The organism is Bacillus basilensis, from assembly GCF_050630465.1.
GTDB lineage: Bacteria > Bacillota > Bacilli > Bacillales > Bacillaceae_G > Bacillus_A > Bacillus_A basilensis.
On record NZ_JBNTQO010000003.1, the window covers coordinates 104720 to 126238 of the forward strand.

Sequence of the window (21519 nt, forward strand, 5' to 3'; positions counted from 1 at the left end):
GTAAAGTTAAATTTGAAGTGAGGATGAAACAGGAGGAGCAATTGTGAAAGTAATCCCTTTATATAAAATGTTTGTAAAAGAAGAAACGGATGTTTCCTTAGCGAAAAAAGGTGACCATGAAGCATTTATGACGCTTATACATACAGAAAAAGTGAAGATGTATCGTATTGCAAAGGCTATGTTACGTGATGAGACAAATATAGAGGATGCGATACAAACAACAATTTTAAAAGCCTATGAAAATATAAAAAGATTAAAGAAGGAAGAGTTTTTTCAAACTTGGTTAATTCGAATTTTAATGAATGAATGTAATAACATTATTAGAACGTATAAAAAGATAATTGTGACAGAAGAGAATGATTACAATATGAGTGCGTGCGATCAGTATGAAGATATAGATTTGTGTAATGCGATTCAATCGTTACATGAAGAGTTAAGAGCTGTCACGGTGCTGTATTACTATGAAGATATAAATCAAGATAGCATTGCGAAGCTTTTAGAAATACCAAAAGGAACAGTGAAATCGAGATTGTCGCGCGCGAGGGAACAGCTGCAAAAACAATTAAAGATGGAATAGGGGGTGTATAGGATGGATAATGAAAAATTATTTGATGAGAAATTAAAAAAGAAAATAAAAGATGAAAATATTATAGTGCCACCAGAGTTAAATGAAAAGATTAATAGTACACTACATAATCTTCCGGTAAAAAAGAAAGGCTACAGAGTGTATATGATGGTTATAAGTGCTGCTGTTCTAGCACTTTCAATTGTATCTATGTCGGAGTTTTCTGATCAAATTTTTGCTCAAAACGGCGGAGTCTTTGAATATGTAAAGAAAAAGGCGTTTTCTGATTATGAAAATGAAGAGGAAATAAAATCGAATGTAAATTATCCAGATAAAGAAAAAATTCATGAAAAGATGCTGGATTCCATTGATCATTTTAAAAATATTTCAGGACAATTTGAGGAATATTCTAGCTCATCAAGAATTGCTACAACATATAAGTATGCAATTGATACGGAGAAACAAAGAGGTATCTCTTCGAAAGAAGATAAACTAGCGAAAAAACGAACAATTATATATAACGAGGGTAAGAAAAAAGAATTTGATGATGCGAAGTATACATATAAAGAGACGAAATGGAGCTCGGAAGAAAGGAATAATGAACTATTAAAATTAAATCCTATGGAAAGATTATTAAGAAAATCAGGCGAGAAGAAACGATATGATGATGAATATGTGGGATTCGCGAAGTATAGTATTCAATCAGAATTTGCTGATTTATTAATTCGATATAAAGATTGGAATTATAAAGAAACGAAGTATCTTGGACTTGATTGCTACAAAATAGAAGGGACAATAAATATAGAAATGCCTGTAAGTACATCTGAAGATTTAAGAGGGAAATTTGAAATGGTTGTAGAGAAAAATACAGGGATTATGTTGAAGTTTCTTAGTTTCCACGAAGGTATGATTCAATATTCGATCACGACTGAATGGATACAAATAAACAAAGGATTGAAAGAGAATGCCTTTCAAAAGGATAGCGTTAATTATGAGAAATTGAAAAATATATTAGATGAATAGAAAACGGAGGGAACGATATGGAGAATACCTCTTCTTCAAGAGAAAAGAAAAATAAACGAAAATATAAAAAGACAACGATAATAAGTGTATTGTTAGTAGTATTACTATTTGGCGGAGTTGGATATGGTACTTACGTATATATGAAAACTTCTAATCTCGTACAAAAATCAAATGTTAATTTAGCACGTGGTGAAAAATCAAATTTACGTGAGGAAACTGTTAAACCGATTACCAATAATGTTTCACTTTTAATTATGGGAATTGATGAAAATCAAGAACGACAAAAGGAGTATAATGGTGCATTTCATACAGATGCACTACTGTTAGCTACTTTTAATAAAGACGATAAAACAGTGAAACTAACGAGCATACCACGTGATACATACACATATGTTCCGGTTGAAAAGAAAAAAGATAAAATAACGCATGCATATGGAAGTGGTTTCATTAAAAATGGTAAAGATGGGGGGCCGCAAGCTTCAGTGGAAGCAGTAGAAAAATTATTACAAGTGCCTGTTGATTATTTTGTGAAGTTTAATTTTAATTCATTTACTAAAATTGTTGATGGGTTAGATGGGATTGAAGTAGATGTCCCAGTTGAATTTACGGAGCAAAATAGTAAAGATGAAGCTGACGCAATCCATCTGAAAAAAGGACTACAAAAATTAAATGGGGAAGAAGCACTTGCTCTAGCAAGAACGCGTCATATTGATAGTGATGCAATGAGAGGGCAGCGGCAACAACTTGTTATGGAAGCGATTTTAAGTAAATTAAAAAGTGTAGGATCGATTACGAAGCTAGAAAAAATAGTTGAGGCGGTTGACGGTGATTTTAAAACAAATTTAGCAATGAATGATATTTTATCTTTCTATAAATATGGTTTAAATTGTTCGGTTGAAAAAATTCAATTAGCAGGTGATGATTTATACTTACCTAATGGTCCAAACGGCCAACGTGTATATTATTATAATCCTAATAAAAAAGATTTACAGAGTTTGAGGAATACTCTTAGGACACATCTAGGATTAAGTGAAAAGGAGATTGAGGAGAATTAAAGCAGGCATAATGTCTGCTTTTTTATTATGTTTAATAGTATGTATTTTATCTATAAATGTTATATACTATTTTCAAATTTAAGGTAATAGTGTAACATAAATTTGTGGTTTAAGTTAAATAACAGGGGGGGCTATTACATAGAATATATGATTAGCAATTATTGAAATAATATGGGAGAAATGAAAAAACAGGGGAGTATTAAAAATGAGAATTGTAAAAAATTTAACATTCCAAGTTATTGTGGCAATTATTTGTGGTATTGCAGTAGGAGCAATTTGGCCGAGTGTTGGACAAGAGATGAAGCCAATTGGTGAAACGTTCATCAATATGATCAAAATGGTTATTGCACCGATTATCTTTTTAACAATTGTGCTTGGTATTGCAAGTATGGGAAGTATGAAAAAGGTAGGTCGTGTTGGCGGAAAGGCACTATTATATTTTGAAATTGTTACAACAGCGGCTTTAATTATTGGTATCATCGTAGCAAATGTTGTTCGTCCAGGAGATGGATTAGATCCTTCAAAACTAAAGGGCGGAGATGTTTCACAATATGTACAAAGTGGGCAAGAAATGAAATGGATGGATTTCTTTTTGCATATTGTGCCGTCTAACATGTTTGAAGCATTTGCAAAAGGTGATATTTTACAAGTGTTATTCTTCTCAATTTTATTTGGTGCAGGGTTAACGATGCTAGGGAAAAATGGACAACCAGTTATCGACTTTTTTGAAAGATTATCGAAAGTATTTTTTAACATTTTATCCATTGTAATGAAATTAGCACCGGTTGGAGCATTCGGTGGAATGGCATTTACAATTGGAAAATACGGTTTAAGCACGCTCATACCACTTGGTAAACTAATGATTTGTGTATATGCGACAATGGCATTATTTGTTTTTATTGTATTAAATTTTATTTGTAAACTGTATAAATTTAGTTTGTGGAAATATTTATCTCACATTAAAGAAGAATTACTCATTGTTCTTGGGACATCATCATCAGAATCAGTACTACCGCGAATGATGACAAAGATGGAAGACTTCGGATGTTCGAAGCCGGTAGTAGGTTTAGTCATTCCGACGGGATACTCTTTTAATTTAGATGGAACAACGATTTATTTATAAATGGCTACTATATTTTTAGCGCAAGTCTTTCACGTCGATCTTTCACTAGGTCAACAATTAACTATAATAGCTATTTTGTTAGTTACATCTAAAGGAGCAGCGGCAGTAACAGGCGGAGGATTTATTGTACTAGCATCTACCTTATCTGCAATGAATGTTATTCTATTAGAAGGGTTAGCACTATTACTTGGGGTAGATCGTTTCATGTCAGAAGCACGTGCTATCGTTAATTTAATTGGTAATGGTATTGCGACTGTAGTTGTTGCAAAAAGTGAAAATGAATTTGATAATGAGAAGTATATGAAAATAGTAGAGGAAATGAAAAGAGAGAAAATGGTCGGATAAAAAGTCAGCTTTGCTGACTTTTTTATTTTTGTAGAAAAGGGGTTTGTTATAATATACATTATTTATTAACAATAATTTACAAGTGTTTTATAGCTAAGGGATATAAAGACTATTAAATCAGTACATATAATTCAATGAGGTATAGTGTTTTAAAAGATTATAGAATTTTTATGAATATTACTGTAAAAAAATAATTTTTTAAAAATTTTCAATAATAACACTTTACAAAACTCAAAAAATTAGTAGAATAATAGTTAATAAGAATCTTCTGATAAATATATAAAGAAAAACAGAATTATCAGAAAATTCTTAAATGAGAGCGTTAAGAATTAGGGAGGGTACAGAAAGTGAAAAAGAAAAAAATGAAAAAACTAACAGCAGTTGTAGCACCAGTTTTAGCAATGAGTATGGCATTAACAGCATGTTCTACATCAGGTGGAGATAAGAAGACAAGCACAAATTCTAGCTCTGGCGGAGATAGCAAATCAGAAGAAAAATTAGCAGCGAAACAAGTGTTCAATAAAACAGAAAATCAGGAAATCCCAACAATGGATACTTCAAAGAGTACAGATACTTTGGGTTCTCAAATTTTAGGGAACACAATGGAAGGATTATACCGTTTAGATAAAGAGAATAAACCAATCCCAGCTGCGGCAGAATCAAGTACGAAGAGTGAGGATGGTAAAAAATATACATTTAAATTACGTAAAGATGCAAAATGGTCAAATGGTGATCCTGTAACAGCGAAAGATTTCGTGTTTGCATGGCAACGTTTATTAGATCCAAAAACAGCTGCTGAGTATGCATTCATTGCATTCCCAATTAAAAATGCAGAAGCGGTTAATAAAGGTGAAAAACCTGTAACAGAACTAGGAGTTAAAGCAGTAGATGACCTTACTTTAGAAGTTGAATTAGAACAAGCAGTACCATACTTCTTAAACTTAGTAGCATTCCCATCGTACTATCCATTAAATGAGAAATTCGTAAAAGAAAAAGGGGATAAATACGGTTTAGAATCTGATACAACTGTATATAACGGACCGTTCGTTCTTACTGATTGGAAGCATGAGCAAGGTTGGAAACTGAAGAAGAATGATCAATATTGGGATAAAAAGACTGTAAAATTAGATGAAATTAACTATAGTGTTGTAAAAGAGCCAGCAACTAATGTGAATTTATATGATAGTGGTCAAATTGATTTCTCCTTATTAACAGGTGAATTTGTTGACAAATATAGAAATAATAAAGAGGAATATGGGGTGTATAACGAACCAAGTACGTTCTTTATACGTTTAAACCAAAAACGTGGTGGACAAGATACACCATTAAAGAGTAAAAAATTACGTGAAGCAATTGCGCTATCAATTGATAAAAAGAATTTAACAAATGTTATTTTAAATGATGGGTCAAAACCTGCAGATTATTTAGTGCCGAAAGGCTTAGCAGCTGGAGCTGATGGGAAAGACTTCCAAGAAACGTTTAAAAACGGTATTAAACCAGATGCGAAAAAAGCAGCTGCTGCATGGGAAGAAGCGAAAAAAGAACTTGGAAAAGATCAAGTTACAATTGAGTTTTTAAACTATGATACTGGTAATGCGAAAAAAGTTGGGGAATATGTAAAAGATCAAATTGAGAAAAACTTAAAAGGTGTAACAGTAAATATTAAACTGCAGCCGTTTAAACAAAAACTTAAATTAGAATCAGATCAAGATTATGATATTTCATATGGTGGATGGAGCCCAGATTATGCGGATCCAATGACATATTTAGATATGTTTGAAAGTAAGCACTCTCATAACCAAATGAGTTTCTCTGATCAGAAATATGATGAAATAATTAAAAAAGCTGGTGGGGAATTAATGAGTGATGCGAAGAAACGCTGGGAGGAACTAGGAAAAGCAGAGAAATTACTTCTTGAAGAAGATGTAGCCCTTGTACCTTTATATCAAAGTGCTAGATCTTATGTTATGAAACCGCATGTAAAAGGTGTTGTGAAGCATAATATTAGCCCAGAATACAGCTATAAGTGGGCATATGTTACTGAAAAATAATAGAGTTGAAAAAGTACTTCAAAGCAGTCTACATGCCTTGAAGTACTTTTTTTATTGTACAATTGAACGTGAAAATGAAAGAGTAGAGAAGAAATGAAATGTAGTAGATGGAGGATACGTGTAGTATGTCATAGAAAATAGAATGTTACTATCGTTAAGTAAAATAAATTTTCTAAATATTTTAAAAATAACTTTACAAAACCAGAAAAATTAGTAGAATATTAATTAATAAGAATTTTCTGATAACTAGTTATTAGAAAATCTCTCAAAATTAGTTTCGTACATATAATTGGGGAGGGTACAAAAATGAAGAAAAAGATGAAAAAGTTCACGGCGGTTGTAGCGCCAGTTTTAGCGATGAGTATGGCGTTGACAGCGTGTTCTGGGTCTGGTGGGGAGAAGAAATCAACTACGACGTCTAGTGGTGGTGGGGAAGAGAAAAAATCTGAAATTAAATACGCGGCAAAACAAGTGTTAAATCGTACAGAGAATCAAGAGATTCCGACGATGGATGTTTCAAAATCTACTGATACATTAGGTTCTCAAATTTTAGGGAACACAATGGAAGGTTTATATCGATTAGATAAAGATAATAAGCCGATCCCAGCTGCAGCAGAATCTAGTACGAAAAGCGAGGATGGCAAAAAATATATATTTAAATTACGTAAAGATGCAAAATGGTCAAACGGTGATCCAGTAACAGCGAAAGATTTCGTATACGCATGGCAGCGCTTACTTGATAAAAATACAGCTGCAGAATATGCGTTTATTGCCTTCTATATTAAAAATGCAGAAGCAATTAATAAAGGTGAAAAGCCTCTAACAGATTTAGGAGCAAAAGCGGTAGATGATTATACGCTAGAAGTAGAATTAGAAAAACCAGTACCATATTTCTTGAATTTAATGGCATTCCCATCTTACTATCCTTTAAATGAAAAGTTCGTAAAAGAAAAAGGAGATAAATTCGGTTTAGAAGCAGATACAACGTTGTATAACGGACCGTTCGTTATGGCTTCATGGAAACATGAACAAGGATGGCAGCTAAAGAAAAATGATAAGTACTGGGATAATAAGACTGTAAAATTAGAAGAGATTAACTATAGTGTAGTAAAAGAAGTTGCTACGAAAGTAAACTTATATGATACAGGATCAATTGATTTCACACTATTATCAGGAGAATTCGTTGATAAATATAAATCGAACAAAGAAGAGTACGGTGAGTATTCAGAAGCAAGTACATTCTTCTTACGTTTAAATCAAAAGCGTAACGGACAAGATACACCGTTAAAGAGCAAAAAACTACGTGAAGCAATCGCTTTATCAATTGATAAAAAAGGTTTAGCAAACGTTATTTTAAATAACGGTTCAAAAGCAACAGATCAATTAGTGCCAAAAGGGCTTGCGACAGGACCAGACGGTAAAGACTACCAAGATACATTTAAAAATGGTTTAAAATATGATCCGAAAAAAGGTGCAGCAGCTTGGGAAGCAGCGAAAAAAGAACTTGGTAAAGATCAAGTGACAATTGAATTACTAAGCTATGATGATGGAACTGCGAAAAAAATTGCTGACTACTTTAAAGATCAAATTGAGAAAAACTTAAAAGGTGTAACGGTTAACACGAAAATTCAACCGTTCAAACAAAAATTAAAATTAGAGTCAGCACAAGATTATGAAGTTTCGTTTGCAGGTTGGAGTCCAGATTATTCGGATCCAATGACATTTATTGATATGTTTGAATCGAAGAGTCCATATAACCAAATGAGTTATTCGAATCCAAAATATGATGAAATGGTAGCGAAAGCAGGTAATGAATTACTGTCTGATCCGAAGAAGCGTTGGGAAACGTTAGGAAAAGCAGAGAAATTATTCCTTGAAGAAGATGCAGGATTAGTTCCTTTATATCAAACAGGAAGAGCGTATGTAATGAAACCGAATGTAAAAGGAATTGTGAAACACAACATTAGTCCAGAATATAGCTTTAAGTGGGCTTATGTAACGGAAGGTAAATAATAAAAAAGAGCGTGTTTAAAAGTAGATAAGTTATTTTTAACACGCTCTTTTTATATTCAATTAAATAGAGAAGAATAAGAAATGTGGTACTGACATATAGTAGATGGGGGAGAATTCGTATAGTAATAATAGTAAAATACATAGTTACTATAAAAATAAAATTATTAAAACTTCAAAAATGAGGGTAATTAATAGCATGTTAATTGGTGAAAAGGTATTAATAATTATGTTCATAGAAAATCTCTCAAAGTTAGTTTCGTACATATAATTGGGGAGGGTACAAGAATGAAGAAAAAGATGAAAAAATTCACGGCAGTTGTAGCACCAGTTTTGGCAATGAGTATGGCTTTAACAGCATGTTCTGGATCTTCTGGTGGGGAGAAGAAATCGACTACAACGTCTAATAATGGTGGGGAAGAGAAGAAGTCTGATATTAAATATGCGGCAAAGCAAGTGTTAAATCGTACAGAAACGAATGAAATTCCGACGATGGATACTTCCAAAAATACAGATACACTTGGCTCACAAATTTTAGGGAATACGATGGAAGGTTTATATCGCCTTGATAAAGACAATAAGCCAATCCCAGCTGTAGCAGAATCTAGCACAAAAAGCGAGGATGGTAAAAAATATACATTTAAACTACGTAAAGATGCAAAATGGTCAAACGGTGATCCAGTAACAGCGAAAGATTTCGTATTTGCATGGCAACGTCTAGTAGATCCAAAAACAGCTGCTGAGTATGCATTTATCGCTTACTATATTAAAAATGCGGAAACAATTAATCAAGGAAAAGGAGAAGTTTCTACATTAGGTGTAAAAGCGGTAGATGATTATACGCTTGAAGTGGAACTAGAAAGACCAGTACCATATTTCTTGAACTTAATGGCATTTGCGTCTTACTATCCATTAAATGAAAAGTTCGTGAAAGAAAAAGGGAATAAATTCGGTTTAGAGTCTGATACAACACTTTATAATGGTCCATTTGTGCTTACTGATTGGAAGCATGAGCAAGGTTGGAAATTAAAGAAAAATGAGCAGTATTGGGACAAAAAGACTGTAAAACTAGAAGAAATCAATTATAGTGTAGTAAAAGAACCAGCTACTAGAGTAAATTTATATGACACAGGTGCGATTGATTTCACACTTTTATCAGGTGAATTTGTTGATAAGTATAGAAATAATAAAGAAGAGTTTGGCGCATATTCGGAAACAAGTACGTTTTACTTACGTCTAAACCAAAAACGTGGTGGGCAAGATACACCGTTAAAGAGCAAAAAACTACGTGAAGCAATTGCATTATCAATTGATAAGAAAGCTTTAACGAATGTTATTTTAAATGATGGTTCAAAACCAGTGGATTACTTAGTACCAAAAGGTTTAGCGAGTGGACCAGACGGTAAAGATTTTGCAGAAACGTTCAAGAATGGTTTAAAACAAGACTCCAAAAAGGCAGCGGCAGCCTGGGAAGAAGCGAAAAAAGAACTTGGAAAAGATCAAGTAACAATTGAACTGTTAAATTATGATACTGGTAATGCGAAAAAAGTTGGGGAGTATGTAAAAGACCAAGTTGAAAAGAATTTAAAAGGTGTAACAGTAAATATTAAACTGCAGCCATTTAAGCAAAAACTAAAATTAGAATCAGACCAAGATTATGATTTCTCATATGGCGGCTGGAATCCAGATTATGCGGATCCAATGACATACCTTGATATGTTTGAAACAAAAAATTCGCAGAATCAGATGAGCTATTCAAATTCAAAATATGATGACATTATTACTAAAAGTAAGACGGAATGGATGGCTGATGCGAAAAAACGTTGGACAGAGTTAGGGAAAGCAGAAAAATTGTTAATTGAAGATGATGTAGCGCTTGTACCTTTATATCAAAGTGGTAGATCATATGTTATGAAACCAAATGTAAAGGGGATTGTGAAACATAATATTAGTCCGGAATATAGCTTTAAATGGGCGTATGTAGAAGAGAAATAAAAAAGAGAAGAGCATTTTCAAGTTGCGGTATAGCACTAGGAAATGCTTTTTTTATGTGCACGATTTATTGATGGGTGAATATATGTATTATAGAAAATTTAAAGGAGAATTCTATGAAACGAAACACATACATCGATTTCTTAGCGTATTACGGAATAGGGAGTGCTCATCCTGGCGGTTTTACGTTAACAAAACAATTGTTAGCACAACTGCCTTTTAGATATGGAGCTAACGTCCTTGAGATAGGCTGTGGTACGGGGAAAACAGCAGCGTATATGACAAAAGAATGTGGTTATAAAGTAACGGCGGTTGAACAGAATGAGATTATGATTCAGAAGGCGAAAGATAGATGGTCGTTTGAAGGAATAGACATTCAATTAATTGAAGGAAAGGCAGAGCAATTACCTTGTTTGCATGACTCATTTGAATTGGTACTCGGAGAATCGATACTTGCTTTTACAGAGAAAGAAAGGGTTATCTCGGAGTGCTATCGTGTATTACAGAAGGACGGAAAGTTAGTTGTAATTGAAATGATTATTAATGCCCACATTGGGAGGGAAGAGGAAGAGAAAATCGCCCAATTATATGGCATGAACGAACTATTAACTGAGAGTGAGTGGATTCAATTATTTCAGAAAGCAAACTTTAGGCGGGTTACAATTGCTGGCGGTGGCACAATTGCAGAAACAATCTCTAGCTATATAGAAGAGCCAGAATGGAATGTATCACAATTTATTCCGAATGATTTATATGAGGCATGGGTACAGCATGAAAATGTACGACTTATGTACCAACATATTTTAGGCCATCGTATTTTTATATGTGAAAAATAAAGAAAAAGAGTTGGCTAAAGGTAGTCAACTCTTTACTTATGTTAAATGAAAAATAATGCAGCCAATGTAATTCCGAAGATGAAACCAAATCCGAGTTCAACACCCCAGCCACAACCGCCGCCTCCCCAGCCGCCGCAACTACCACAACCACGACCGCCACATCCACAGCCGCTGAATCCACCACCACAACCAAATCCACAACTATCACATCTGTTAAGGCCGCCGCAAAGATCACAACCACCGTTTGCATATGCGTCGTAGTATCCGAATCCTGAATCAAAAGATGAGTGCTGTTGCACTGGTTCAATCCATACAGAGCTATTTGTCACATCAATTATTTTCCCTAAATGAATGCGACCATCACGATCTTCAATGCGAACGACTTTACCGAAATAACGTCGGCACGTATCATAACATTTTTGTCTATGCATGTTCTTTCCTCCTTCCGCATTACAGTAATACGATATGTAAAGGGGACAAGTGCGGCTTGTACGAATGTCCTAACTATCATAATTGTTATAGGAAAGGGGAAATATAGGAAGAGGATATATAAGGAGGAAAAGTCATGAAATCTACAGATCAGTTTCAGACATACGAAGTACCGTGGGAAGAGTTTATTGAAGCATTGCGAGAGGAAATGAAGAAGCAAGTAGGGGCAGACATTATTGATACAGTAGTTTGCAATTTAGAAGATGGCTTTGAAGTGTATACATATGTGCAGGGGGATTTGGATTTTGAATATAAGGAAGCACTGGAAAGAAAATACGGGAGCGATGCAAAAACTCCTAATGTGTTAACGATTATGTTATTAGCTAGTATTTATAGTACAAGTGAAGAGAATATACGCTTGCATACGGATAATAAAGATAATCCAGTTGTTAAGGTATATGTGAAGCAATAAATCAAACTTTTTGCTAAGTGTTTTGAATATAAAAAGTAGGAAAAGTCTGTTTTAAGTGTAGAGCTTAAACAGGCTTTTTTTACTTATATAATGGGGTAGAGAGTGCGAGAGGAAATATTACCAAGTTAATATAACTATTTACATAATAATTTTATGGTGTGTTCGTTGTCCTAAAATACAAGTCATATATCTTGTATCCTCTCATAAATTTAAACATAGGAATTTGTCTACAAAGGTGGCGAAGCCTCATCATGAAAATTCGAATTTGTGCCACATTCATGTTGTTTCTATTTATATGGTTACATCCTTTTTGGACTTTTGCAAAAGGAGAGGAGGCAAAGGAAAGGGTCGTTTCACTTGTATATGATGATTCGGGCAGCATGAGAAATAACGATCGCTGGAAATATGCCAATTACGCTTTGCAAAGTTTAGTTGCGCTATTAGATGAAAAAGATAAATTTTCCTACGTTCCAATGAGCAAGCCGAATGATCCATTAAACATTTCGTTAACGAAGGATAAGAGACAAACGGAAATTGAGGGAATTGGAGCATGGAAAACGTATTTAAATACTCCGTTTAGCGCAGTAGAAACCGCGATGCAATCTATAAAAAAGGAAGCAGATATAGATGGGAAACGTGAATTTTGGCTTATTGTATTAACTGACGGGGCATTTAATGATTTAGAGAAAGATAAGGTTGGCGGAAAAGAACAAATTACACAGAAGTTAGCACAGTTTAAGAAAGAAATGGATGTAAAAAAGATATCGTTACATCCAATTTTAATTACGATGGAAGAGGATTTAGGACAGCAGGAAAAGGCACAACTAAATACGTTTAAAGAAATATGGAAGAAAGAGATAAATGGAGTTACGATGCCATCTAGTGGAGAGGATGGCATCGTAAAAAGTGTCAATCAAGTGGCAGCATTAGTAGCAAATCGTGATCCATTCTCCTCTGTTGAATCGATTGTAAAAACGAAAGTAGTAGGAAAAAAAGTAGAGATTACAACACCATTTCCTTTAAAGCGTATGACACTTGTACAACAATCACCTTCTTTGTCTAATTATCAGGTCACACAAATTTCTAAACCATTACAATTACAATCTTCTTTTTCCATACATGCACCAGGAGAAGCGAAATTATTCGGAAATATAGTTCATATAAGTACGGAAAATGAGGAAGTTATTAAACCAGGAACTTATACGATAGAAGTGGACCAGGATATTGAGAAAGAAGGGTTACAAGTACTTGTTGAACCGGCGCTTAATTATACGGTTTCTACTTATGACAAAGAAGATAAGGATAGAAAAAAAGTTGAGGAAATGTATGAAGATGTGACAGCTGTTATTGAAGCAAAGCCTACTGAGTTGCCAGTTCAGTCTTCTTACTTCCAGGCAGAAGTAGAAATAGACGGAAAGCAATATGCAATGAAGTGGGACGATAAAAGACATGTGTTTTATTACGAAACTAAGCTTACTAAAGGATTAGTACGTGGGAAAGTTCATATGAACATAAAAGGATTCTACAGACAGACGAAAGAATTTAAAATTGAAACAACTAAAAAGCCTGAATTATCACTTCAAACTGTCACGAAAGATTATGAAGAAAAAGTATCAAATTTAGAGAATAGTAAACCGTTTATTATACAACCACAGTTAGATGGTAAGCCGATGAAAGAAGAGGCTGTAAAGAAACTATTAAAATCTACTGGTGTCACATCTAAACAATCAATCAACTATGAAATAAAACAACATGGTAATCAAATTTATATTTATCCTCGACCTCATTACTCCGACACATTCAATTTTACAGATACCGGCACCGTAGAAGCTACCATCGTAGTGCAGGATTCAAAATTACAAGAAGTAAAGAAAAAAATATCACTTCATATTCAAAATGCACCGTTTTATGAAAAGTATGCGCTTATTTTTAAGTTTGTTATTCCTATCACTTTATTACTGTTAATAGTAGGAATAATCGTTTTAGGATGGATTGTCCGTCCAAGATTTCACCGTAAAGCACTATTGTATTACGAATGGGATCAAGAGGTAGCGAAAGATTGGTTATATCAATCTGAGCCAGAGTTACTTAAAAATAAATGGTGGAAACATTATTTTGGTATTCCGTATAGAGCAGAAAGAAAGACTGTGCAATCCGTTACGTTTATAGCAAAGAAAGGATCGAAATCAATATTTGTAGCGAAAGAGTCACAAGTAGTAGGAATGATTATTGATGGGATGTTTATAACAGAGGATGAGGTTGGAATGGAACATAAGACATTATATCCAAATGAACTTTTAGTAATTGATAGAGGATATGGTAAGGAGATTTATAAATACGAGTGTGAATAATAGATGGGGAAAAGAGTAGAGTACTATCTTCCCCCCTCTTTTTAAACAAGCAAGAATAGGAAGGTGGTTCACATGACGTTACAAGTTCCAACAATATTAATTGGTTTAGGTGGAATCGGTAGTACTGTGACACATCAAATATATGAAAGGCTACCTGAGGAGCGCCGAAAAAAGGTAGCAATGCACGTATTTGATACTGATGTGAATACATTGAGTAAATTTGATCATATTCGAAAGTTTAAGACGCAAACGAGTTCTAGTAAAACGCCTAGGGAGTATATTGCGGGAGATCCGACGATTCCAGAGTGGTTTCCAATGGACCCGACTATACTTGATAAACCACTGACAGAAGGAGCAGGACAGTTGCGCGTTATTTCACGTCTAGCGTTACGTGCTGCAATGAAAGAAGATAAACTCACCTCCTTTTGGCAAGAAATCGAGAAAATTTTCCCGGTTACAAGTGATCAAACGGAATATGGTGTGCGTGTCATTATAGTAACATCACTAGCGGGTGGAACAGGTTCAGGGATGTTTCTACAAATTGCATTATATTTACGTGAAATGCTTCGGAAGAAATTGCAACACCACAACATTTTAATACGTGGTGCGTTTCTAATGCCTGATGTGTTAGTGAAGACGAGAACGGTTAGTGCGAAAGAATTTGAAACGGTGCAAGCAAACGGCTATGCATCGTTAAAAGAATTACATGCCATTACACTCGGTTCTACCGGAGAATTATCAAAACGCGGTGGCGTTACAATTGAATTAGAATATCGACCTGACCAAGTAGATGAAGACGGCAGAACGAATCATACAATTAAACAACATCATTTACCGTACAATTATTGTTTCTTATACGATTACGAAAATCTGCATGGACACCATCTGCATAATTTATCAGATTATATGGAGCAAATGGCAAATACGATTTATTTACAGTTATTTAGTCCGATGTCTGCAAATCATTTTGCACAGGAAGATAATCAAATTCAGCAATTAGCAGAATCAAGCGGGAAAGGACGATATTGCGGGGCAGGAACGGCAAAGATTATTTATCCATATGAGCACGTGTTAAAATATTGTGCTTTAAAATGGGCCGTGCAAGGTTTAGATGAATCTTGGCTTCATTTAGATCAGTTGTTTCAAGAGAAGAAGCAAAGATATGACCAAGATGTAAAACGTGGTATGCAGCGTGAAAAGCCAGAGCGCGGGAAAAGTTATTTAGAAGACTTAGAACATCTTGCTACTCGTCCTGAACAGGCTCATATTTTCTATAGACAAATGTACAATGAAACACGTGAAGGAGCAGAAGGCGGTAAGGTCGGTGTTGCGAAATCTAAACTGTTTTTAGAAGCTGTAGAAAGTTATGTACAGCGTACGGTGCAAAAAGACGAGGAATTAAATCGTCTGCAGCATGAGTGTAAAATTTCGGCTGCGAAGCTGAAAATGATGGAGCAAATGAAAGGTGAAGTAGCAAGGGTGGATCATGCGGTTCGTTTATATGCGTATGCGATTCCAAGCCGTGTACATGAACATGTAACGACACTATTGTATGACATGATTGAATCAGACCGTTTTTCACCAAGTGGTTCTGAGGGACAGTCATATCAACTAAATACATGGTTTTTAAAGAAAACAGATCCTGTTCATCCAGTATCAGCTCGTTTTATGTTGTATGAAATTCGAAAACAGTTAGTAGAAAAAATGAATCGACTACATGAAAATAATGAGCAAAAGCGTAATTTAATTCAAAACTACGATAAGAAATTTAATGTGAGTAATATTGATGGAACGGTAACAGCTGTGCGCCGAGTAGAAATTGCGCAGCAACAAGGCTGGTTTGGAAAAATGATTAATAATCAGCAACGTTTGTTTAAAAAAGAATTTGAAGATATTGTAACGCAGTACGTACACAAATTAAACGAGTATCGTAAAGAAATGCTATTAGAACTCGTGTATCAATCACTATATCAAGCAGTTAACAAAATGATTCAATATTGGGAAAGGTTTTTTGATAATTTACATGAAACACGTGAAAATTTATTGTTTGAAATTCAAAAACGAAGCAAGGAATTTGAAGGGAAAACAAATCCAACGAATGTATACGTATTAGCTGAAGAGAAGTTGCAAGAAAAGATTTGGCAAGATATGCAGCAACATTTAAATTTAGGTGTATTACCGAAAGATATATCTGCGGAAATTTATATGAGTTTGTACGGGGAATATTGCCGAGATGCGAAAACAGAAGAGATTCAATCGAAAAAGGTAGAAGACTTTTATCGTGAGCACATATTAAGTTATTGCTACGATGAATTACAAATACGCTATCGTGATAAATTAGAGCTAAATATCGTTGAGGCGTTACGCAAAGAAGCGGATTATAAGAAGCGTGATCGTGATGAATACGTTCGTGAAAAAATTGAAGACTTGTTCCATTTAGCTAGCCCATTCGTGCCAAAAGTTTCCCATCATAGGGAATTACAATATTGGGGGATACACCCATCTTTAAAGAAAGAACTGCAAGAGGAATTAATTCAAGAAATGTTTAAAGAAAAAGATACAGTACACGAAGCTTTTTCACCATTTGAAGTCATTTGTTATCGTGCGCATTACGGTTTATCTTTGCAAGACTTTCCTAAGCTTTCATCTGGACATATTGCAAATGGATTTATGAATGATAAAGGTGATTATTTTCAATCTTATTATCGCCGTGTGAATAAATTAAATAGTAAAAAATCTAGTTTAACACCGCATTTAGATAAGTATTGGCACTTACCAGCATTCATGCCAGATTTAAATGCAACGCAAACGAAGTTAGATTATGATAAATGTAATCGAGCTCTTCTATACGCGTATATATATCGCTGGATTAGTTTAGTTGCTGTTGATGGCCAGTTCGTGTATCAATATAACGGTGTTGGACGTAGCTTTTTAATTCAGTCGATGGGAAAAAATATTTCAAGCGAAAGTTACAAATTACACAGAGCGTTGCTCCATAACCCATTTATTTATGAAAACATCTTGTCCAGATTTGAAGAAGAACAAGAAAAGGCGATGATACAAGGTGGACATTTATATACACATCCATTTGTATTAGGTGCTCAAGATATTAGATGGCTTCGTAAAGAGCATGTCCATAATATTTTAGATATGATTTTAATGTATGACCGTGAAGCAAAATATGACCCAACGTTAGAAGAAACTTCTGATGAATTATTAAGGTTATTCCTTGATGAAATTGAGTTATATTTCCAAAACTATTACGGTACAGGTGCCGATATGGTTGCAAAGAAAGAGAAAGAAATGTTTATTAAACAATTGTGGGATCGTTCGTACGCAAAAGGTTATGTAGATCCAAATAGTGCTCCTTATAAAAAGTGGCAAAATTTATTAAGCGTTCATGATGAAGAAGAAACGCCAAAAACGAATGTATAATGAATGAAAAGGGAATCCTTAAAAGTGGCAATACAACTTTAGAAAAGAGGGATTCCGATGCCGTTTTTAGGAAGTGTATATCAAATATTTGGATTGTATCCAGAAATTTATTATGGGATGATTTCAGCTGAAATCGCAGAGCAGCAAAGATTGGAACAAGCGGAAAACGAAGAACCAGAAACAGAAGCGTAACTATATAGGAAGCTTCAAAATAAAAATGATACACGCTACTTGCTCTTTAAACGTATAAGAACAAGTAGCGTGTTTTTGCTATTTAATAATCTCGTTTTCTAAAATTTTAATAGTAGGTTTTACTTTTACAGTAGCTTTTGAAAAAGCACTAGGCCAATCGCTTTCAACCTCTTTCCATTTCTTATATTGAAATGCTCTCGCATAATCACCAAATCCGAATGGATCGAGTTGCTGTTTTTGAATTTTGTGGATTAAATCGTTTAAATCTTCGTTTAGTTGTTTCGTAATAAGTGAAGTTAATTTCTTTTTATCAGCATCTATATTCATGTTGAATGTCATCTCAGATACCGCTATAGCCGGTCCTGATTTTTCGTTTCATAGTAAGAACATTTATTGTTGCGAAATCGCCACTGATTATAGTTTACTTTATATGGGCTATTATGGATAGTTTCATACGGACATATGCGTAGTTTAAATTTTATATTGTATATTTTTAAATTTAACGCTATAATTATAGTGTTAAAGATGGAATCGTGATATGACCTGTTATGAATCTATCGTTTTATTTATGAATAAATGGATTGGTATTTTAGCAAGATGTGCTAATAAACTACTCCACCATGATAATAACGTGCCGAAATGTGGTGCGTATATTTTCGTGGTGGAGTTTTTTTATTCTCAAAAAGGGGGAAAGACCATGAATGACAACATGGTTCATATTACAATTGACGGAAAAAAGTATACAGCGGAGCCCGGTTCAACGATATTGGGTGTTATTAATGAGAACGGGGTTGAACATCCGCAAATTTGTTACGTGCCAGAAGTAGATCCTATTCAAACATGTGACACTTGTATTGTAGAAGTTAACGGAAAGTTAATGCGCTCTTGTTCGACAGTGGCGACGGAAGGTATGAACATTGAACTGGCTTCTGGTCGAGCGAAAGAAGCACAAACAGAGGCGATGGATCGGTTACTAGAAAATCATTTATTATACTGTACAGTATGTGACAACAACAATGGGAACTGTAAGTTGCATAATACAGCAGAATTAATGGAAATTGAACATCAAAAATATCCTTATGAACCGAAAGTAGATGTAAGTGAAGTTGATATGACGCATCCATTTTATCGCTATGACCCTAATCAATGTATTGCATGCGGTCAATGTGTTGAGGTGTGTCAAAACTTACAAGTAAATGAAACGTTATCGATAGACTGGGAAGCGGAACGCCCACGAGTTATTTGGGATGAAGGAGTAAATATTAATGATTCTTCATGCGTTAGTTGTGGTCAATGTGTAACGATTTGCCCTTGTAACGCTTTAATGGAGAAAACGATACTTGGTGAAGCTGGATTTATGACGGGATTAAAACTAGATATTCTTGAACCGATGGTAGATTTAATTAAAGAAGTTGAGCCTGGATATAGCGGTATTTTTGCGGTATCAGAAGTGGAAGCGGCTATGCGTGATACTCGTACGAAGAAAACGAAAACAGTATGTACATTTTGTGGTGTAGGTTGTTCATTCGAAGTGTGGACGAAAGGGCGTAAAATCCTTAAAGTACAGCCTTCTTCTGATGCACCAGTTAACGCAATTTCTACTTGTGTAAAAGGAAAATTTGGCTGGGATTTCGTAAATTCTAAAGAACGAATTACGAAGCCTTTAATTCGTAAAAATGGAACGTTTGTTGAATCTACATGGGAAGAAGCGTTGAATGTAGTTGCAAGTAAACTAGGGTCTATTAAAGAAGAGTACGGTAAAGACGCTATCGGTTTTATTTCTTCCTCTAAAATTACGAATGAAGATAATTATGTGATCCAAAAATTAGCTCGACAAGTATTTGAAACGAATAATATTGATAACTGCTCACGTTATTGTCAATCACCAGCGACAGACGGATTATTCCGTACAATTGGTATGGGCGGAGACGTTGGAACGATTAAAGATATCGCACAATCCGGTCTTGTTATTATTGTAGGTTGTAATCCGACAGAAGGTCATCCTGTTTTAGCTACACGTATTAAACGTGCGCATAAATTACACGGACAAAAATTAATTGTGGCTGATCTTCGTAAAACAGAAATGGCAGAGCGTTCAGACGTCTTTATTAGTCCAAAACAAGGAACAGATCAAGTATGGCTAATGGCTGTTACGAAATATATGATTGATCAAGGTTGGCACGATCAACAATTTATTGATGAGAACGTAAACTTCTTTGAAGATTTCAAAGAGAGTCTTACAGAATATACACTTGAATACGCAGAAGAAATGACTGGCATTTCAAAAGAAACACTTATTCAAATGGCTGAAATGATTCGTGATGCAGATGGTACATGTATCCTTTGGGGTATGGGAGTAACGCAAAATACAGGTGGATCTGATACTTCCGCTGCGATTTCAAACTTACTTCTTGCAACAGGTAATTATCGTCGTCCAGGTGCTGGTGCATATCCGCTTCGAGGTCATAATAACGTGCAAGGTGCTTGTGATATGGGTACTTTACCAGGATGGCTCCCTGGATATCAGCACGTTACGAACGATATGGAACGTGCGAAATTTGAAATGGCTTACGGAGTGAAAATTAATAGTGAACCAGGTCTTAATAATATTGAAATGTTGCATGCAATTGACGAGGGGAAAATGAAAGCTATGTATCTTGTCGGAGAGGACATGGCTCTTGTAGACTCTAATGCGAACCATGTACATGAAGTGCTATCAAGCCTTGATTTCTTCGTTGTGCAAGATGTTTTCTTATCTAAAACTGCTCAATATGCAGATGTTGTATTACCGGCAGCACCGTCTCTTGAAAAAGAAGGTACTTTTACAAATACAGAACGACGTGTACAAAGACTCTATCAAGTTCTTCCTACGCTTGGAGATGCGAAGCCAGACTGGTGGATTGTGCAGGAAGTTGCGAATAAATTAGGTGCAAACTGGAATTATAGCCATCCGAGTGAAATATTTGCTGAAATGGCAAGTTTATCACCACTATTCTCACAAGCAAACTATGAAGTACTTGAAGGATGGCATAGTTTCCATTGGGGAAGTTTTGATGGATCGAATACACCACTACTTTTCCAAGAAGGATTTAACTTCCCGGATAAAAAAGCTCGTTTTGCGATTGCTGACTGGGTACGTCCAGCTGAATTCCCAGCGGAGTTCGATCTTCACATTAATAACGGGCGTATGCTTGAGCATTTCCATGAAGGGAATATGACAAATAAATCAACAGGTATTCAAACGAAAGTACCTGGCGTTTTCGTTGAAGTTTCTCCAGCACTTGCAAAAGAACGCGGAGTGAAAACAGGTTCATTAGTTCGTCTCATTTCTCCTTTTGGAGCGTTAAAATTACGTGCACTTGTAACAGATCGTGTAAAAGCGAATGAGTTATATTTACCGATGAACTCTACTGACAATGAAACGGCAATTAATTTCTTAACAGGTCCTGCAGTTGACACACGTACGAATACACCTGCTTATAAACAGACGAAAGTACGTATGGAAGTGTTAGAAGTTGATGGCGAAAATCCGATGCCAAAAGCGAACCCACGTAATAAAAAACGTCACCCTCAAGCCGGTATTGAGGTACATCGTAAGTGGGCGCGTCAAGGGTATGTGCATTTAACGGATAAGTAGGAG

The 21519-nt window shown here is 35.0% G+C and carries 13 protein-coding genes and 2 pseudogenes; 13 read left to right on the plus strand and 2 right to left on the minus strand.

Annotated elements, in window-relative coordinates; all coding sequences use genetic code 11:
• Positions 1–43 precede the first annotated feature (43 nt).
• The 8 genes and pseudogenes from ACQVV1_RS07135 (at position 44) to ACQVV1_RS07170 (ending at position 11000) form a co-directional block, all read left to right on the plus strand.
• Positions 44–577, plus strand: a complete 534-nt coding sequence (locus tag ACQVV1_RS07135; protein WP_242255154.1) for a sigma-70 family RNA polymerase sigma factor — start codon at positions 44–46, stop codon at positions 575–577.
• A gap of 12 nt (positions 578–589) precedes the next feature.
• Positions 590–1588 (plus strand): anti-sigma factor, encoded by a 999-nt coding sequence (locus tag ACQVV1_RS07140; protein ID WP_309259205.1) that lies wholly within the window; start codon positions 590–592, stop codon positions 1586–1588.
• Between the two features lie 17 nt (positions 1589–1605).
• Entirely contained in the window at positions 1606–2643 is a 1038-nt protein-coding gene (locus ACQVV1_RS07145) for an LCP family protein (RefSeq protein WP_309259204.1), read from the plus strand.
• A 205-nt stretch (positions 2644–2848) separates the two neighbouring features.
• Positions 2849–4111: pseudogene (locus tag ACQVV1_RS07150) on the plus strand (dicarboxylate/amino acid:cation symporter).
• A 347-nt stretch (positions 4112–4458) separates the two neighbouring features.
• A complete protein-coding gene (locus ACQVV1_RS07155; protein ID WP_199677877.1) occupies positions 4459–6162 on the plus strand; it encodes a peptide ABC transporter substrate-binding protein in 1704 nt (567 codons plus the stop codon).
• Positions 6163–6468: 306 nt separating this feature from the next.
• Entirely contained in the window at positions 6469–8175 is a 1707-nt protein-coding gene (locus ACQVV1_RS07160) for a peptide ABC transporter substrate-binding protein (RefSeq protein ID WP_431168710.1), read from the plus strand.
• 285 nt (positions 8176–8460) lie between these two features.
• On the plus strand, positions 8461–10167 hold the full coding sequence (locus ACQVV1_RS07165; protein ID WP_309259203.1) for a peptide ABC transporter substrate-binding protein: 1707 nt from the start codon (positions 8461–8463) through the stop codon (positions 10165–10167).
• Positions 10168–10280: 113 nt separating this feature from the next.
• On the plus strand, positions 10281–11000 hold the full coding sequence (locus tag ACQVV1_RS07170; protein ID WP_309259202.1) for a class I SAM-dependent methyltransferase: 720 nt from the start codon (positions 10281–10283) through the stop codon (positions 10998–11000).
• A 41-nt stretch (positions 11001–11041) separates the two neighbouring features.
• Here ACQVV1_RS07170 and ACQVV1_RS07175 read toward each other — a convergent pair whose 3' ends face one another.
• Positions 11042–11431: a hypothetical protein gene (locus ACQVV1_RS07175; protein WP_147808916.1), complete on the minus strand. Its 390-nt coding sequence runs from the start codon at positions 11429–11431 to the stop codon at positions 11042–11044.
• A gap of 134 nt (positions 11432–11565) precedes the next feature.
• Between ACQVV1_RS07175 and ACQVV1_RS07180 the strand changes: the two genes are divergently transcribed.
• From ACQVV1_RS07180 to ACQVV1_RS07195, 4 genes are all read left to right on the plus strand, one after another.
• Entirely contained in the window at positions 11566–11901 is a 336-nt protein-coding gene (locus ACQVV1_RS07180; RefSeq protein WP_242255163.1) for a hypothetical protein, read from the plus strand.
• A 251-nt stretch (positions 11902–12152) separates the two neighbouring features.
• Complete coding sequence (locus ACQVV1_RS07185; RefSeq protein ID WP_242255165.1) at positions 12153–14252, plus strand: vWA domain-containing protein; 2100 nt, start codon at positions 12153–12155, stop codon at positions 14250–14252.
• 72 nt (positions 14253–14324) lie between these two features.
• Positions 14325–17687 carry a tubulin-like doman-containing protein gene (locus ACQVV1_RS07190; RefSeq protein ID WP_098608083.1) on the plus strand — a complete coding sequence of 1121 codons (3363 nt, stop codon included), beginning with the start codon at positions 14325–14327 and terminating at the stop codon, positions 17685–17687.
• A 57-nt stretch (positions 17688–17744) separates the two neighbouring features.
• Positions 17745–17879, plus strand: coding sequence for a phosphonate ABC transporter permease (locus tag ACQVV1_RS07195; protein WP_431168711.1), 135 nt, complete (start codon positions 17745–17747; stop codon positions 17877–17879).
• A gap of 78 nt (positions 17880–17957) precedes the next feature.
• Here ACQVV1_RS07195 and ACQVV1_RS07200 read toward each other — a convergent pair.
• Positions 17958–18285, minus strand: a pseudogene (locus ACQVV1_RS07200) (Ger(x)C family spore germination C-terminal domain-containing protein); the annotation flags it as partial.
• 291 nt (positions 18286–18576) lie between these two features.
• Between ACQVV1_RS07200 and fdhF the strand changes: the two are divergent.
• Entirely contained in the window at positions 18577–21516 is a 2940-nt protein-coding gene (gene fdhF / locus ACQVV1_RS07205; protein ID WP_242255167.1) for a formate dehydrogenase subunit alpha, read from the plus strand.
• The last annotated feature ends 3 nt before the right edge of the window (positions 21517–21519 follow it).